Genomic DNA, 15,658 nt, shown 5'->3' with positions numbered 1-15,658 from the left:
AAACCAGACTTTTTTGTGATGTAACAAATCCTGCTGGGATTCCAGCAGGATTTGTTTTTTGATATCGTATAAAATACAGATTATTTCATCGTTGGGAAGAGCAGGACATCTCGAATGGTAGTCACGTCTGTTAGTAACATAACCAGCCGGTCGATACCGATTCCTAGGCCTCCAGTTGGTGGCATACCGTATTCCAGAGCCTCAACAAAATCATAGTCGATGCCAGTTGCTTCGTCATCTCCCAGTTCTTTGGCTTTTGCCTGTGCTTCAAAACGAGATAATTGATCGATTGGATCGTTCAACTCTGTGAAGGCGTTGGCATATTCTTTGGTCATGATGAAGAGCTCGAAACGGTCCGTGAAGCGTGGGTCTTCTGGATTTTTCTTAGCCAGAGGTGACACTGCTACAGGGTGACCGTAGACAAAGGTTGGCTGAATCAAGGTTTCTTCCACAAATTCTTCAAAGAAAGCATTGATAACATGGCCAACTTCGGTGAAGTGCCTTTCAAGCGGAACTTTCTTTTCCTGAGCCAAGGCAGCAGCTTCTTCAAAGCTCATATCTTGCCAGAAATCAACACCAGTAATTTCCTTGATGGCATCTACCATGTGAACGCGTTTAAATGGTTCGTTGATCTTGATTTCAGTCCCTTGGTAGTTGACTGGTCCATCTCCATTAACAGAAACGGCTGCATGTTGGATAATACCTTCAGTCAAGTCCATAATATCTTGGAAGTCTGCATAGGCTTGGTAAACCTCGATGGAAGTGAACTCTGGATTGTGAGTTGCGTCCATTCCTTCGTTACGGAAGATACGCCCAATCTCATACACGCGCTCCATACCACCAACGATAAGACGTTTAAGGTGAAGCTCGGTTGCAATCCGCAGTACCATGTCAATATTTTGGGCATTGTGGTGGGTAATAAATGGACGGGCGGCAGCACCGCCTGCTTCATTATGAAGAACAGGAGTTTCAACTTCAAGGAAGCCTTGTCCATCCAAGTAACGTCGGATTTCTGAGATGATTTTTGAACGAGTGACAAAGCGTTCAAAGCTTTCGCGGTTGGAAATCAAATCCAAATAACGTTTACGGTAGATAGTTTCGACATCTGTCAGGCCGTGGAATTTTTCAGGGAGGGGACGCAGAGCCTTAGACAAGTGAGTAAGGTGGGTCGCCTTGATAGAAAGCTCCCCCATATCTGTCCGCATAATCTCACCTTCGATACCGAGGAAATCTCCTAAGTCAGCCTTTTTGAAGATTTCATAATTTTCTTCACCAACCGCATCTTTACGCACATAAATCTGTATTTGGCCTTCACGGTCTTGGATGTGGGCAAAGCCAACCTTTCCTTTGCCGCGCTTGGTCATGAGACGACCAGCGATAATAGCTGTTTCGTTGAGTTCGTTTAATTCTTCTTTATCTTTATCGTTGTATTTTTCTTTCAGTTGAGCAGAGTTAGCAGTTCGCTCAAAGCGTTTACCAAAAGGGTCAATTCCCTGCTCAGCCAGCGCAGCCATTTTTTCACGGCGGATAATCTGCTGGTCGTTTAATTCCTCAATATGTTCAGTAGTCATGTTTTTCCTCCAAAAGTTTTCCTACCTATTTTATCACAAAAGATAGGGAAATTCATCTATATTTGGCTATAAAGTAAGAAAAAAAGCTAGAAATCCAGCTTTACTTTTCTGCCTTTTCAAGTAGGTAATCCGTATTATTCCAAGTGATCAGCTCAAAATTCTCAAAGTCTTCTGTTTCAAGGATGGTGATGCTGGCATTAGTCAGACCGCCATTCTTGCGCAGGAGAGGTGTGTCATAGCCTAGCATGGTCCGAATACTGGCGGTTAAGTGGCTCCGTGTCCGACAATGAGCACTTGTTCATAGTCCTTTTCCTTTAAGGGCTTTATAAAGGAAATGGTCCGGTGGGTCGTATGGTAAACCGACTCAGCGTCAAAAAAAGTATGATTGAATTGTGAGAGATTGTGGCGGAAGGCAGTCATCTGGTGCGGATAGATGGCTTCTATGGTAGAGATTTTTGCGCCTTCCAGTTTTCCCAACTGCCATTCTCGCAGTTCAGGCACTGATAAGATTTCAGTCTGGAACTGGCTTTCTTCTTGGATAATTTCAGCAGAGCGAACGGCACGAGAGAGGTCGCTGCTGTAAATCTTGCCAAATTGAGTCTGAGCCAGATGTTTTCCTAGGGTATGCAGTTCTTCAACGGCGGTTGGCAGCAGTGGCGAATCACCGCTGGCTCCCTGAAAGCGGCCTTCCTGATTCCATTCCGTTCTTCCGTGTCGGACAAAGTATAATTTCATAGTGGTTGATTGTTTCTTTCTTATTAGAGTTTTTTGAGAATATTAGGTGCAGTATTGAAGAATTATGAGCTAGGATTCTCCTTGAGGTCTGCAAAGTCAGCTTGAACAAAATCCGCCAAATCTTGAGCCTTGATTTCGATACTGCGGCCGACTTCGCCAGCAGACACGACGATGCTATCTCGCTCTAGAGCTGACTGGTCGATATAGATTGGAAAGTTGTGCTTTTGCCGGATACCGACAGGATTGTTGGCTCCGTGGATATAGCCTGTTGTCTTTTCCAAGTCTTTCTGGGGAATCATACTGACTTTTTTATTACCGGAGATCTTGGCCATTTTCTTTTCGGACAGATGTTCTGTGATTGGCAGGATACCGATTATTGTGCCAGTCTTGTCTCCTGTCAAGGCCAAGGTTTTATAAATCTGGGAACGGTCCAAGCTTTCGGCAGGCTGTTCTGCTAAGGCATTTAGCTGCAGACCTTTATGTTCAATCTTAGCCTTGCTTAAAATTTGCTCGACCAGTGTTTTTTTGATTTTTGTTTTTTTAGCCATTAGTATATCTCTCTTCTAATTGTGACATCCAGAGTCCCAGCCAGGTTCCCAGGCCGAAGAAAAAGGCTGCAAGAACAAGTGTCAATATAGAAACTCCATGATAGCTAATGCTTTCACTGTTTCCTGCTTGAGGCACTACAATGAGAAGTGTACTGGATAGGACAATGCCAATGATAAAGTGATAGACACGAGAGTAGTAGTTTTTCAAAATATGATCCATGAGCTTAGAGAAGAGAATCAGTGCTAAGGCGCCTCCGATTCCGATAGGGAGAAAGGTTCCCAAGAGATCCAGTTTGCGAAATCCATTCAGCATAGGGGCATAGAGTCCTAAAATCAGGAGAAGGTTGGACGGACTGAGTCCGGGAATTAAAATGCCCAGTGCAATCAAAGCTCCTGCTAAGATGAAAGAGAGAAAGTTAGCTGGCAAGGTGCCGACCATCCCATTTAAGGAATAAAGAAAGATTCCTGAAAGAATGAGGCTGACCCAGAAAACAAGAATATCAACTCGATCACGCTCACTTTTAGCGACAGACTCTTTAATGAGGCTGGGAACAGTTCCGATAATGGCTCCGGCAAACCCCCAAAGAACAATCACTTTGTAGTTGTCGAGCAGCAGATTGACAGGATAGGAGAAGGCAGCAATTCCTAAAATCATTCCGATTCCAACTGGTATGAAATAGAGAACATTTTCGACGAAGTTTTCCTTTAAATGTGCTAAAAAATGAATCAAGCGTTCGTAAATACCTAAGATAGCTGCTAAAACACCGCCTGAAACTCCCGGTAAAATAAAGCCAAGTGCAATGACCATTCCTTTGAAAATTCTATTCAACCAAGAAATCATTGTATTTTCCTTTTCTAATTTCATTTATCAAATCATTATATCATAAAATATAGGCTTTATTAAGAGGAAACGGCCGGAAATTTCCTATTTTGTGACAATAAAAAACGACAGCAGTCTTTGAGACTTGAGCTGTCGCTCTGAGCTATTGACTTTCTTTAGGAACTGTAAATAGCTTTTGATAAGTAGCTGTCTGGTCTTTCAAGGTTGACAACTGGTTCAAATCAAGATAATGAGAGAACCCAGTCAGCTGACCTTGTGATGTGTACTGGTGCAAGTCGTAATCTTGCTCAGTATTTGGTGCGGCATTGTAGTAGCCGTCGTCATTGCCATAAGTCGGAATCCAAATTGCTGTGAACTTATCGGTAGAGATGCTATGCTCCTCCATAAAATAAGTTCCAATATAGATCCCAATATTTTTAACACCAAGTGACTCTAGCTTGGCTCGGAAAGCTTCAACTCCCGCATTCATGTCAGACATAGTCTTTTCTTCGACGTCTAGCCAATAATAGGTTGGATGGTACTTGGCAGAAGCCTTGTAGAAACTTTCGGCTTCTTTTTCCATTTCCTTTTTGCTATTGGCGGCCACATAGGCATAGACAGCAACAGGTATGTTGCGCTTTTGAAATTCTTTGATGTGTCTTTCATAAGATTTGTCCAGACCATTCAGATGAGTTGCTGCGTTTTCTTTTTTTGCCTGCGCTCCACTATGAACACGGACAATTACTCCTGAAACATTCTGTGCAAGTAAGTCGTAATTAATCTCACTTGGCAGCTGCCAGCCAGAAATGTCAATGATTGGTCTGGAAATAAAGTCTTCATCCAAGGACGAATCGTCAGATGTTACCTCTTTTGTTGAGGAACTTGGAGTCTGTTTAGTTTGTGAAATTTTTGCCTGTGCTTGCTTTTCCTGAGAGTCAGTAATTTGCTTGCTTATCAAAATAAAAATGATAAAAGAAGCAAAGAAAATTAGGATTGCAAGCGGTTTAATCCTCTTCCTCATACTCGTTTATTTTAACTTAAAACAAATAAAAAAGCAAAAAATATCCCCAGAATTGCTGGAAAATGAATAAAATGTAATATAATTGAAATATTATAAAGCAAAAAAAAGACGTTTTGAAAGCTCAAAATGTCTTGTTTTTTAAAGTTCTTAGTCAAGCTGTGGAAGGTGAGATTCCGTTGGCTAAATCGTTTTGCTTTTTCTTACCTTTTATAATAGCTTTTGAATGAGTTCTTCTATCTTTTGGGGAGAGGTTTGTGGAGAGAAGCGTTTGATGACTGTTCCGTCTCGACTAACCAGAAACTTTGTGAAATTCCACTTTATGTTTTCGCCCAGAAGACCGCCCTTTTCTTTTTTGAGCCAGTCAAAGAGTGGAGCGGTATGAGGACCATTGACATCAATCTTGGCAAATCGAGGAAATGTCGTTCCGTAGTTAAGGCTGCAAAAGCTGTTGATTTCTGCAGCGTCTCCAGGAGCCTGCCGGCCAAATTGATTGCAGGGGAAATCCAGGATTTCAAATCCGTCTTTCTGATAGCGCTCATAGAGTTCCTGCAGTTCTTGATACTGAGGAGTGAAGCCGCAACCGGTCGCTGTATTGACAATCAGCAGTATCTTTCCCTTATAATCACTCATTTTTTGCAGACTTCCGTCTTGTTTTTGGATTTCGATATCATAAATGTCTGCCATGTTCTCCTCCTTTGTTTGCTTCCTATCTTATCACAATTTTATGTAAAAGAGAGAAAGCAAGACCTTATTGTTCCAGTCTCTGCACTAATGCTTTTTTTTCAATCCAAAAGGTGGTATAATGAGAATTGAATTTTTAGAAGTTTAATGGTGAAATATGAAAATTGACAAGAAACACTTGTTGAATTATTCCATCTTGATTCCCTATTTGATTTTATCTGTTTTGGGATTGATTGTGGTCTATTCAACGACGAGTCCTACCTCGATTCAGGCCGGAGGAAATGGTTTTGGGATGGTCATGAATCAGGGGATTTTTTGGATAATAAGTCTCTTTATAATTGCGCTCCTATATAGAATCCGCTTGGGTTTCTTAAAAAAAGGAAGTATCCTGACTATAGTTATCTTTGCTGAGATTATCCTCTTGCTTTTATCTCGTTTTATAACAGGGACTATCAACGGAGCTCATGGTTGGCTGAAGCTTGGAGCTTTCAGTATTCAGCCTGCGGAGTATTTGAAGATTATTCTGGTCTGGTATCTAGCATTTCGCTTCACAAAGAGGCAGGAAGAGATAAAGGTCTATGACTATCAAGCCCTGACTCACAACCATTGGTTTCCTAAAGCCTTTAACGACTGGCGGACTATGGTGGCTATTCTGATTGGGATTGTAGCTATTATGCCAGACCTTGGAAATGCGACTATTCTATTTTTGACTGTCGTGATAATGATAGCTGTCAGCGGGATTGGCTATCGATGGTTTTCTACGATGCTGGGAGCCATTGTTAGTGTTTCCGGCTTGGTTCTAGCTAGCATTTGGTTGATTGGGGTTGAGCGCGTGGCCAAGATTCCAGTCTTTGGATATGTGGCCAAGCGTTTCAGCGCTTTCTTCAATCCCTTCAAGGATCTGTCTGGCTCAGGCCACCAATTGGCAAATTCCTACTATGCTATGAGTAATGGCGGCTGGTTTGGTCTAGGTTTGGGTAACTCTATTGAAAAGCGTGGCTATTTGCCGGAAGCTCATACAGACTTTGTATTTTCTATCGTGATAGAAGAGTTTGGTTTCTTTGGTGCCAGTCTGATTCTGGCCTTACTCTTTTTCCTGATTCTGAGAATTATCTTGGTAGGGATTCGGGCAAAGAATCCATTTAACTCCATGATGGCTTTGGGAATTGGCGGTATGATACTCATGCAGACCTTCATCAATATCGGTGGAATTTCAGGTCTCATTCCGTCTACAGGAGTAACCTTCCCCTTCCTATCGCAAGGAGGGAACAGTCTTCTGGTCTTGTCAGTAGCCATTGCCTTGGTACTTAATATTGATGCCAACGAGCGCCGTGATGCCCTGTATGAGCAGATGGAAGCAGAGGCGCAAGACCAGTCTGAGGAAGTTTAATCGCAGTTCGTGTGAACAGTTGTTGCAAAAATGAAAGGTGCAGATTATGTCATTTAACAAATTAGAAAGCTACAGCAATAAAGAAGTGATTCGAGAAGAAGTCGCCATTTTGACAGACTTACTTGCAGATATTACTCGGAATCTTCTCGGCCCTGAGACCTTTGAAAAAATCTCCCTTATGGAGGAGCTGGCGGTTAACTCCAAATATCATGAGTTAAAAGCGATTGTAGAAGAACTGACGACAGATGAAATGGTTTATATTTCCCGCTATTTCTCTATTTTGCCGCTCTTGATTAATATCTCAGAAGACGTGGACCTGGCTTATGAAATCAACCATCAGAACAATATCGATCAGGATTATCTTGGGAAGCTGTCAACAACTATTGATCTGATTTCAACGCGGGAAAATGCTCAGGAGATTCTGGAAAATCTGAATGTTGTGCCAGTACTGACAGCTCACCCGACTCAGGTTCAGCGTAAGACCGTTCTGGACTTGACCAATCATATCCATAGTTTACTGCGCCAGCATCGAGATGTTAAGGCTGGCCTGGTCAATGAGAAGAAGTGGCTCGGAAATCTCCGCCGCTATATTGTGCTTATGATGCAGACAGATATGATCCGTGAGAAGAAGCTGAAAGTGACCAATGAGATTACCAATGTCATGGAGTACTATAATAGCTCTTTCCTACAAGCTATCACCAACTTTATGGTTGAATACAGACGCTTGGCAGAAGAGCGGGGTATCAAGCTGGATAATCCTAAGCCTATTACTATGGGAATGTGGATTGGCGGTGACCGGGATGGCAATCCTTTTGTAACAGCAGAAACCTTGAAACTATCAGCCACCCTCCAGAGTGAAGTCATCCTCAACTATTACATTGACAAGGTTTATACACTCTATCGCACCTTCTCACTATCGACCAACCTATCAGAAACCAGTCAGGCAGTAGCAGAAATGGCAGCTCTATCTACTGACAAGTCTGTTTATCGTGAAAATGAGCCTTACCGCCGTGCTTTCCACTATATCCAGTCCAAGCTGATTCAAACCTTGCTTTACCTAAAAGAAGGCAACTTTTCAAGTGACGGTCAGCGATTGACTGACCGAGCTGAGGAAAAATTGTCTGCGAAGGCCAACCTTTCTGTCAGCAATAAAGGAAGAGAAATCATCCCTAATTATATCCAGTCTCGTATCAGCGAGACCCTGACTGAGCTCAAGAAGGAGGAGACACCTTCTTACAAAACAGCTCAGGAATTTAAAGAAGACTTGCAGGTCATTTATGATTCTCTTATCGAACATCATGGTGAAGCCTTGGTAAGTGGGGACTTGACTGAACTTCTCCAAGCGGTTGATGTTTTTGGCTTCTTCTTGGCAAGCATTGATATGCGTCAGGATTCTAGTGTTCATGAGGCCTGTGTGGCTGAGCTCTTGGCTTCGGCTAATATTGTTCAGGATTATAGTAGTCTGTCAGAAGAAGAAAAATGCCAGGTCCTCCTCAAACAGCTGCTTGAAGATCCTCGTATCCTGTCAGCTACCCATGAGACTAAATCCGAACTCCTGCAAAAAGAACTGGAGATTTTCAAAACAGCCCGTCAGCTAAAAGATGCCATTGGTGAGGAAGTGATTAAGCAGAATATTATTTCTCATTCGACCAGTGTATCAGATCTACTTGAGTTGGCTATTATGCTCAAGGAAGTGGGGCTGATTGATGAAAATGGGGCTCGTGTCCAGATTGTTCCGCTTTTTGAGACCATTGAGGATTTGGACAATTCCTGTGATACTATGGAGAAATACCTGTCTCTGCCGATTGCGCAGAAGTGGATTGCTTCTAAGGATAATTATCAGGAAATCATGCTGGGCTATTCAGACAGTAATAAGGACGGTGGCTACCTGTCTTCTTGCTGGACTCTCTACAAAGCACAGCAGCAGTTGACAGCTATCGGTGATCAATTTGGCGTAAAAATTACCTTCTTCCATGGCCGGGGAGGGACAGTGGGACGCGGTGGCGGCCCAACCTATGAAGCCATTACTTCTCAGCCACTCCGCAGTATCAATGACCGGATCCGTCTGACTGAGCAAGGGGAAGTCATTGGTAATAAATATGGAAATAAAGACGCAGCCTACTATAACTTGGAAATGTTGGTTTCTGCTGCCATTAACCGCATGGTCACTCATAAGAAGAGCGATAGCCATACTTCTGATAAATATGAGCGGATCATGGATCAAGTAGTTAATCGCAGTTATCAGATTTACAGAGATTTGGTCTTTGGCGACGAGCGTTTTTACGATTACTTCTTTGAATCTAGCCCAATCAAGGCTATCTCTAGCTTTAATATCGGTTCTCGTCCAGCAGCCCGTAAAACCATCACTGAAATCGGCGGTCTCAGGGCTATTCCATGGGTCTTCTCATGGTCTCAAAGTCGTGTCATGTTCCCAGGATGGTATGGTGTCGGGTCAAGTTTCAAGGAATTCATTGATGAAGACCCAGAAAATAATCTGGCCTTTCTGCAATTTATGTATAAGAGATGGCCGTTTTTCAAGTCTCTCTTATCAAATGTAGACATGGTTCTGTCTAAGTCAAATATGAATATCGCTTTTGAGTATGCGCAGCTTTGCGAAGATCAGAATGTGCGTGATATTTTCAATATTATCTTGGATGAGTGGCAGCTGACCAAGGATGTCATCTTGGAAATTGAAGGTCATGATGAGCTCCTAGCAGAAAACACTTATCTGAGAGACAGTTTGGATTACCGCATGCCTTATTTCAATGTTTTGAACTATATCCAGCTTGAACTAATCAAGCGTCAGCGAAATGGTCTGCTTACACCGGATCAAGAAAAGCTGATTCACATTACCATCAACGGTATTGCGACTGGTTTGCGAAACTCTGGCTAATACAAAGAGAAAATCGGAGAAATCCGATTTTTCTATTTTTGTAACCAAAAGGCTTTTTGATTCGTTATACTTGTGACAGTTCAACCGCTTTTCTTTGTATCAACCTTACTATAAATTAGACAAGGAATAATTCACAAAAAAATGCTAAAAGACTTGCATTTTCATTTAAATTTGATAAAATAGTAAGGAAAGTTAGACTGTATTGCCTACTGTCTATCTATAAAATATATTTTATTGGAGGCTTTTACTCAAATGGCAAAAGAAAAATACGATCGTAGTAAACCACACGTTAACATTGGTACCATTGGACACGTTGACCACGGTAAAACTACTTTGACTGCAGCTATCACAACTGTATTGGCACGTCGCTTGCCTTCAGCAGTTAACCAACCTAAAGACTATGCGTCTATCGATGCTGCTCCAGAAGAACGCGAACGCGGAATCACTATCAACACTGCGCACGTTGAGTATGAAACTGCTAAGCGTCACTACGCTCACATCGACGCTCCAGGACACGCGGACTATGTTAAAAACATGATCACTGGTGCTGCTCAAATGGACGGAGCTATCCTTGTAGTAGCTTCAACTGACGGACCAATGCCACAAACTCGTGAGCACATCTTGCTTTCACGTCAGGTTGGTGTTAAGCACTTGATCGTCTTCATGAACAAAGTTGACTTGGTTGATGATGAAGAATTGCTTGAATTGGTTGAAATGGAAATCCGTGACCTCTTGTCAGAATACGACTTCCCAGGTGACGATCTTCCAGTTATCCAAGGTTCAGCTCTTAAAGCTCTTGAAGGTGACTCTAAATTTGAAGACATCATCATGGAATTGATGGACACTGTTGATGAGTACATCCCAGAACCAGAACGCGATACTGACAAGCCATTGCTTCTTCCAGTCGAAGACGTATTCTCAATCACTGGTCGTGGTACAGTTGCTTCAGGACGTATCGACCGTGGTATCGTTAAAGTCAATGACGAAATCGAAATCGTTGGTATCAAAGAAGAAATCCAAAAAGCAGTTGTTACTGGTGTTGAAATGTTCCGTAAACAGCTTGACGAAGGTCTTGCAGGGGACAACGTAGGTGTGCTTCTCCGTGGTATCCAACGTGATGAAATCGAACGTGGACAAGTTATCGCTAAACCAGGTTCAATCAACCCACACACTAAATTCAAGGGTGAAGTTTATATCCTTACTAAAGAAGAAGGTGGACGTCACACTCCATTCTTCAACAACTACCGTCCACAGTTCTACTTCCGTACAACTGACGTTACAGGTTCAATCGAACTTCCAGCAGGTACTGAAATGGTAATGCCTGGTGATAACGTAACAATCGACGTTGAGTTGATCCACCCAATTGCCGTTGAACAAGGTACTACTTTCTCTATCCGTGAAGGTGGACGTACCGTTGGTTCAGGTATGGTTACAGAAATCGAAGCTTAATTCGATTCCGTTCCCAGATAACAATTATAGTCAGACACTAAACCCCGTGAAAACGGGGTTTTTAGTATGTATTTGTAATTGTTTTAAAAATAAGGAAAAATAAAAGGTAGTCGGTAATCTCCAGAATAGATAGCTTGATTTTGCAGAACCACCTTTAAGATTATTTAGGAAACGGGAAGGGAAGAAGTATAGATATAAGATTGATAGAAGTTTTGCCCTTTTTAATTAGGTTGGGGAGAAATGAGTATCATTTAAAACAGAGATTCTTTCAGGAAGGATTTTCACTTTTCACTGAAAGTATAGTATAATAAGAAATAGAATACATTTGGAGAAGAAAAATGCCCTCAAAATCAGGATCGTCACCTTATGCTAAAAATAATGACGGTAATAAAGAAATAGAAAAAATAATCTCAAAAGAAGGACTGAAAAATAACTATATATGGAACATGTTGGGGACGGTCTCATCCTCATTGATATCCGTCGTCTTGCTTCTACTAGCTTCTAGATTTCTAGATTCAAGAGATTCTGATATTTTTAGTATTGCTTATGCTCTTGGTCAGCAGTTCTTTGTTCTAGGTTATTTTCAAGTTAGAAATCTGCAATCTACGGATGTAAAAGAAAGATACCAATTTGCTTCTTATCATAACACGAGACTTTTTACGATCTTTTTGATGATTTTAACATCGTTTATCTATACTCTCTGGCAAGGGTATGATGTTTACAAATCTAGTATTATTTTATTGCTTGTTCTTTATCGGGCTATAGATGCGTATTCAGATGTTTTTCAAGGATTATTTCAGCAAAAAAATAGATCAGACTTAGCTGGAAAGGTGCAATTCTATAGGAGCTGGATTTGCATGTTAATATTTGCAATAGTCCTGTTGTTTACAAAATCATTGATGGTAGCTAGTATTGTTATTTGCTGTGCGAATTTCATTCTGACCTTCCCCTTAGATTTCAGAAACTGTAGATTACATTTTTCTCAGGAAATGTTTTCTCCTAAACTCTATGACGACAGAAAAAATGTGTATTCTATTTTGAAAAATAGTTTTCCCTTGTTTTTAAATGGATTTTTGATAACGTATATCTATAACGAGCCAAAAATTGATATTGATTACCTTTTGACAAATGGCTATTTTTCATCTGGGGTTCAAAGAGACTTTAACGTTCTATTCATGCCTGTCTTTGTCCTATCCCTTTTATTCTTCGTCCTAAGACCGTTGACTACACAGCTTTCTATTTATTGGACTGAGAAGAAATTTACACTATTTTTCAAACAGGTCAGTACCCTAAATCTAGTAATGACTGTTTTAGGACTTGTTATTGTTATTTTGGGCTATCTGATTGGTACAGAAGTGCTTAGTGCTGTTTATGGTATCCGTTTACAGGAGTATAAGCTTCCTTTCACTATACTACTTATAGGTGGCATTTTAAATGTTTTTGCTCTAGTAGTTGATATCATTATGACCATCTTTAGAAAACAGCATTATCTGATGATAGCCTATTTATTGACATTTGCTGTTTCAAAATCTATTACTTTACCATTTATCCGCGACCAAAAATTGCTTGGAGCTGCTAATTCCTTTTTAATCTCCATGTGCGTCTTTTATGCAACAAGTCTGATTATTTATGGCGTTGTTAAAAATCAGGAAAAAAGAAAGAAGTAGGATTCTATGAATATCTTATTTACATTAAATGATGCGTTTGTACCTCAAGTTGCAACCTGTATGTGTTCTATATTTGAGAATAATAAATCTGCTGAGAATATTACAGTATATTTAATTGGCGAGAGGATAAGCCAAGAGAATCAAAATAAATTAAAAGGATTCGCTAAAAGTTACGATAGAAAAGTTTGTATTATTTCTATAAATAATATCGCAGACTATATTGACTTTGATTTTGATACAAACGGTTGGTCTTCTATTATTTTGGCACGTCTTTTTTTAGATAAACTTCTTCCACAAGAAGTTGATAGGATCTTATATCTCGATGGAGATACACTAGTTCTAGAAGATTTAGGTTCATTGTTTTATAGCGACTTAGGAGATAAGGTAATAGGTATGTGTCCTGAACCAACTGTGGATAAGTCAAGAAAGGAATTTCTAGCTTTGAAAGAGTACCCTTATCATAATTCTGGTGTCCTATTGATCGATCTAAAAAAATGGCGTAGGGAAGAGATTGGTAAAAAGGTCATAGAATTTTATCAGTTTCATGAAGGGAAGCTATTCGCACCAGACCAAGATGCCTTAAATGGAGCCTTGAAAGAGCAAATTTTTACCTTGCCAATTTCCTTTAATTATTTTAATATTTATGATGTCTATCCTTATAAAACGTTGAGTGAATTAAGTAAGCCAACTAAGTTTATATCACAGGAAGATTTTAATTATTTTCGGAAAGCACCTACAATTATTCACTATCTTGGTGAAGAGAGACCTTGGCGGAAGGGGAATACGCATAGGTTTAAAAAGGAATATCTCTATTATCTCCACAAAACTCCATGGAAGGATACACCAATGGAAGAAGGTTGGCAGCTGTATTTTGTTTGTTTTAGAATCTTTAATATTGTTATGAAGCCTTTTCCAATGCTAAGATATAAGATTATCAATTCCCTAATCCCGAGCTTTATGAAGTATAGAAAAAAACAGTTACAGAAAAACAAAAAATAATGTGATGACATGTTATAGAAAGAATAGATTAAATTAATGAAAGTTTTAATGATAATTCCTGCTTATAATGAGGAAGAAAGTATTTTAAATACGGTTATGAGCATTGTAGAATATCGGAAGAAAGTTGATTTTGACTTAGACTACGTAGTTATCAATGATGGGTCAGTTGACAGAACTAAGGAGATTCTGGACAGCCATCATCTGAATGCTATTCATTTAGTTATGAATTTAGGGATTGGTGGAGCTGTTCAGACGGGCTATAAGTATGCTCTTGAGAAGGATTATGATGTGGCCGTACAGTTTGATGGAGATGGTCAGCATGATATTGAGTCGCTGGATGCTTTGCTGGAGCCTATTCGTCGTCAGCAGGCTGATTTGGTTGTTGGTTCTCGTTTTATCGGTGACAAGTCTTCGGAATTTCAGACGACTTTTATGCGGCGATTTGGCATTACCATTATTTCAGCTTTTATTAAATTAACAACTGGTACAAGGATTTTGGATACCACATCAGGCTATCGATTGGCCAATCGAGACATTATTCGACAATTCGCTGCGCGCTATCCTATCAAGTATCCTGAGCCAGAATCAATCGTCCATATCTTGAAGCGGAAATATAAAGTGGTGGAAGCACCAGCCAATATGTTTGAACGTGCAGGAGGAGTCTCTTCGATTACTCCGATTAAGTCCGTTCGCTATATGATTGAGGTTTGCTCTTCGATCTTGATTGCTGCTTTTATGAAAGAGAGTGAATAATGTCCATTTTGTCTATTGTTATGCTAGTGGCTTCAGTTCTATTCCTGTATTTTGTCTTTCGGAATATTAATCAAAACAATATTTTATTTGAGCAAGCCTTTATGTGGATTATTATTGGCTTTGTACTGATTGTTATCTCTATTTTTGATTGGATTCCAGTTTCGATTGCCAAATTGTTAGGCTTTGAACTGACCTCAAACTTTGTCATGTCCTTGGCCATTTTTTTCCTACTGGTTATTGTTTTTTTACATACTATTTCTATTTCCAAGCAAAAGGAGCAAATCAAGCAGTTGGTGCAAGAACTGTCCATCATGAAGCAAAGAATGTCCAAGTTAGAGAGTGAAAAAGATGAAAAATAACCATACCTGGGTGATTTGCGCCTATGGCGAAAGTGAATTTTTAGAAGCTTGTATCCTGTCTTTGCAAGCTCAAACCTTGCCTTCAAAAATTATCTGCTATAGCTCAACACCGTTGGATTCAATCAAGCAGCTGTGCCAGAAGTACGGTATTCCTTTTTATACGAAAGAAGGTGGTGGTATCGGTAAGGACTGGAACAATGCCCTTTCTTTTGTTGAGACGGCTTATGCTACCATTGCCCACCAGGATGACTACTATGAGCCAACTTATCTAGAAGCAGTGATGCAAAAAATAGAGCAGTCGAAGGATATTCTCATTGCCTATACAGACTATTTTGAAGAGAAAAATGGAGTCAAAATTCCAGCTAATACTAATCTGAAAATCAAGACTCTCATGCTTAAAACCTTGAATCTGATGCCGGCCAGCCGTTTTTGGAGAAATCGGGTCCTGGCTTTTGGCAATCCCATTTCCTGTCCGGCAGTGACTTACAACTTAGAGGCATTAAGGGATTTTCGATTTGATGAGGAAATGCGCGTGAGTCTGGATTGGTATGCTTGGTACAAGATTAGCGCCTATAAGGGTCGCTTCGCTTATATTTCCGAGAAGCTTATGTGCCATCGGATTCATGGAGAATCTGAAACAACCAAGACTATTTCAGATAATACGCGGACCAAAGAAGACTTGTTTATGTATCAGCTTTTCTGGCCAAAGTGGGTGGCTAATCTGATAAATAAAGCATATATGAAGAGTCAAGATGCTAACTCAAATTAATAG

Annotated in this window: 13 protein-coding genes and 1 pseudogene; 8 read left to right on the top strand and 6 right to left on the bottom strand. The window is 40.4% G+C overall.

Features of this window, described 5'->3' with window-relative positions; genetic code table 11:
- Positions 1–80 precede the first annotated feature (80 nt).
- The 6 genes and pseudogenes from lysS to SSV_RS07065 all read right to left on the bottom strand — a co-directional run bounded on the left by lysS (position 81) and on the right by SSV_RS07065 (position 5,379).
- The gene (lysS, locus tag SSV_RS07090; RefSeq protein WP_072074247.1) at positions 81–1,571 is read right to left on the bottom strand and encodes a lysine--tRNA ligase; all 1,491 of its coding nucleotides are present in this window, start codon (positions 1,569–1,571) and stop codon (positions 81–83) included.
- A gap of 100 nt (positions 1,572–1,671) precedes the next feature.
- A pseudogene (locus SSV_RS07085) lies at positions 1,672–2,306 on the bottom strand (histidine phosphatase family protein).
- Positions 2,307–2,368: 62 nt separating this feature from the next.
- Positions 2,369–2,854 (bottom strand): aminoacyl-tRNA deacylase, encoded by a 486-nt coding sequence (locus SSV_RS07080; RefSeq protein ID WP_072074246.1) that lies wholly within the window; start codon positions 2,852–2,854, stop codon positions 2,369–2,371.
- Complete coding sequence (locus SSV_RS07075; protein WP_176693582.1) at positions 2,847–3,695, bottom strand: DUF368 domain-containing protein; 849 nt, start codon at positions 3,693–3,695, stop codon at positions 2,847–2,849. Before SSV_RS07075 ends, SSV_RS07080 begins: the two co-directional genes overlap by 8 nt.
- A gap of 142 nt (positions 3,696–3,837) precedes the next feature.
- Positions 3,838–4,695: a glycoside hydrolase family 25 protein gene (locus tag SSV_RS07070; protein WP_072074244.1), complete on the bottom strand. Its 858-nt coding sequence runs from the start codon at positions 4,693–4,695 to the stop codon at positions 3,838–3,840.
- 207 nt (positions 4,696–4,902) lie between these two features.
- Positions 4,903–5,379 carry a glutathione peroxidase gene (locus SSV_RS07065; RefSeq protein WP_072074243.1) on the bottom strand — a complete coding sequence of 159 codons (477 nt, stop codon included), beginning with the start codon at positions 5,377–5,379 and terminating at the stop codon, positions 4,903–4,905.
- A 154-nt stretch (positions 5,380–5,533) separates the two neighbouring features.
- Here SSV_RS07065 and ftsW point away from each other — a divergent pair, with 154 nt between their 5' ends.
- From ftsW to SSV_RS07025, 8 genes are all read left to right on the top strand, one after another.
- Positions 5,534–6,766: a cell division peptidoglycan polymerase FtsW gene (ftsW, locus tag SSV_RS07060; protein WP_072074242.1), complete on the top strand. Its 1,233-nt coding sequence runs from the start codon at positions 5,534–5,536 to the stop codon at positions 6,764–6,766.
- Between the two features lie 46 nt (positions 6,767–6,812).
- On the top strand, positions 6,813–9,659 hold the full coding sequence (ppc, locus tag SSV_RS07055) for a phosphoenolpyruvate carboxylase (protein WP_072074241.1): 2,847 nt from the start codon (positions 6,813–6,815) through the stop codon (positions 9,657–9,659).
- A gap of 252 nt (positions 9,660–9,911) precedes the next feature.
- The gene (gene tuf / locus SSV_RS07050; RefSeq protein WP_002912857.1) at positions 9,912–11,108 is read left to right on the top strand and encodes an elongation factor Tu; all 1,197 of its coding nucleotides are present in this window, start codon (positions 9,912–9,914) and stop codon (positions 11,106–11,108) included.
- 338 nt (positions 11,109–11,446) lie between these two features.
- Entirely contained in the window at positions 11,447–12,775 is a 1,329-nt protein-coding gene (locus tag SSV_RS07045; RefSeq protein WP_072074240.1) for a lipopolysaccharide biosynthesis protein, read from the top strand.
- Between the two features lie 6 nt (positions 12,776–12,781).
- Positions 12,782–13,774 (top strand): glycosyltransferase family 8 protein, encoded by a 993-nt coding sequence (locus SSV_RS07040; protein WP_072074239.1) that lies wholly within the window; start codon positions 12,782–12,784, stop codon positions 13,772–13,774.
- Between the two features lie 36 nt (positions 13,775–13,810).
- On the top strand, positions 13,811–14,527 hold the full coding sequence (locus SSV_RS07035; RefSeq protein ID WP_176693581.1) for a glycosyltransferase family 2 protein: 717 nt from the start codon (positions 13,811–13,813) through the stop codon (positions 14,525–14,527).
- Positions 14,527–14,886, top strand: coding sequence for a DUF2304 domain-containing protein (locus tag SSV_RS07030; protein WP_002912850.1), 360 nt, complete (start codon positions 14,527–14,529; stop codon positions 14,884–14,886). Before SSV_RS07035 ends, SSV_RS07030 begins: the two co-directional genes overlap by 1 nt.
- Positions 14,876–15,655: a glycosyltransferase family 2 protein gene (locus SSV_RS07025; RefSeq protein WP_072074237.1), complete on the top strand. Its 780-nt coding sequence runs from the start codon at positions 14,876–14,878 to the stop codon at positions 15,653–15,655. The genes SSV_RS07030 and SSV_RS07025 overlap by 11 nt, the downstream gene beginning before the upstream one ends.
- Positions 15,656–15,658: the final 3 nt, after the last annotated feature.

Source organism: Streptococcus sanguinis, assembly GCF_001078705.1.
Classification (GTDB): Bacteria; Bacillota; Bacilli; order Lactobacillales; family Streptococcaceae; genus Streptococcus; species Streptococcus sanguinis_D.
Note: the sequence above shows the minus strand (reverse complement) of the source record. Positions and strands in the feature narration are given on the sequence as shown.

Bases quoted from the DNA above. Each gene is read 5' to 3' on its own strand.
- lysS (WP_072074247.1), bottom strand. From the start codon at position 1,571: ATGACTACTGAACATATTGAGGAATTAAACGACCAGCAGATTATCCGC.
- SSV_RS07080 (WP_072074246.1), bottom strand. From the start codon at position 2,854: ATGGCTAAAAAAACAAAAATCAAAAAAACACTGGTCGAGCAAATTTTA.
- SSV_RS07075 (WP_176693582.1), bottom strand. From the start codon at position 3,695: ATGATTTCTTGGTTGAATAGAATTTTCAAAGGAATGGTCATTGCACTT.
- SSV_RS07070 (WP_072074244.1), bottom strand. From the start codon at position 4,695: ATGAGGAAGAGGATTAAACCGCTTGCAATCCTAATTTTCTTTGCTTCT.
- SSV_RS07065 (WP_072074243.1), bottom strand. From the start codon at position 5,379: ATGGCAGACATTTATGATATCGAAATCCAAAAACAAGACGGAAGTCTG.
- ftsW (WP_072074242.1), top strand. From the start codon at position 5,534: ATGAAAATTGACAAGAAACACTTGTTGAATTATTCCATCTTGATTCCC.
- ppc (WP_072074241.1), top strand. From the start codon at position 6,813: ATGTCATTTAACAAATTAGAAAGCTACAGCAATAAAGAAGTGATTCGA.
- tuf (WP_002912857.1), top strand. From the start codon at position 9,912: ATGGCAAAAGAAAAATACGATCGTAGTAAACCACACGTTAACATTGGT.
- SSV_RS07045 (WP_072074240.1), top strand. From the start codon at position 11,447: ATGCCCTCAAAATCAGGATCGTCACCTTATGCTAAAAATAATGACGGT.
- SSV_RS07040 (WP_072074239.1), top strand. From the start codon at position 12,782: ATGAATATCTTATTTACATTAAATGATGCGTTTGTACCTCAAGTTGCA.
- SSV_RS07035 (WP_176693581.1), top strand. From the start codon at position 13,811: ATGAAAGTTTTAATGATAATTCCTGCTTATAATGAGGAAGAAAGTATT.
- SSV_RS07030 (WP_002912850.1), top strand. From the start codon at position 14,527: ATGTCCATTTTGTCTATTGTTATGCTAGTGGCTTCAGTTCTATTCCTG.
- SSV_RS07025 (WP_072074237.1), top strand. From the start codon at position 14,876: ATGAAAAATAACCATACCTGGGTGATTTGCGCCTATGGCGAAAGTGAA.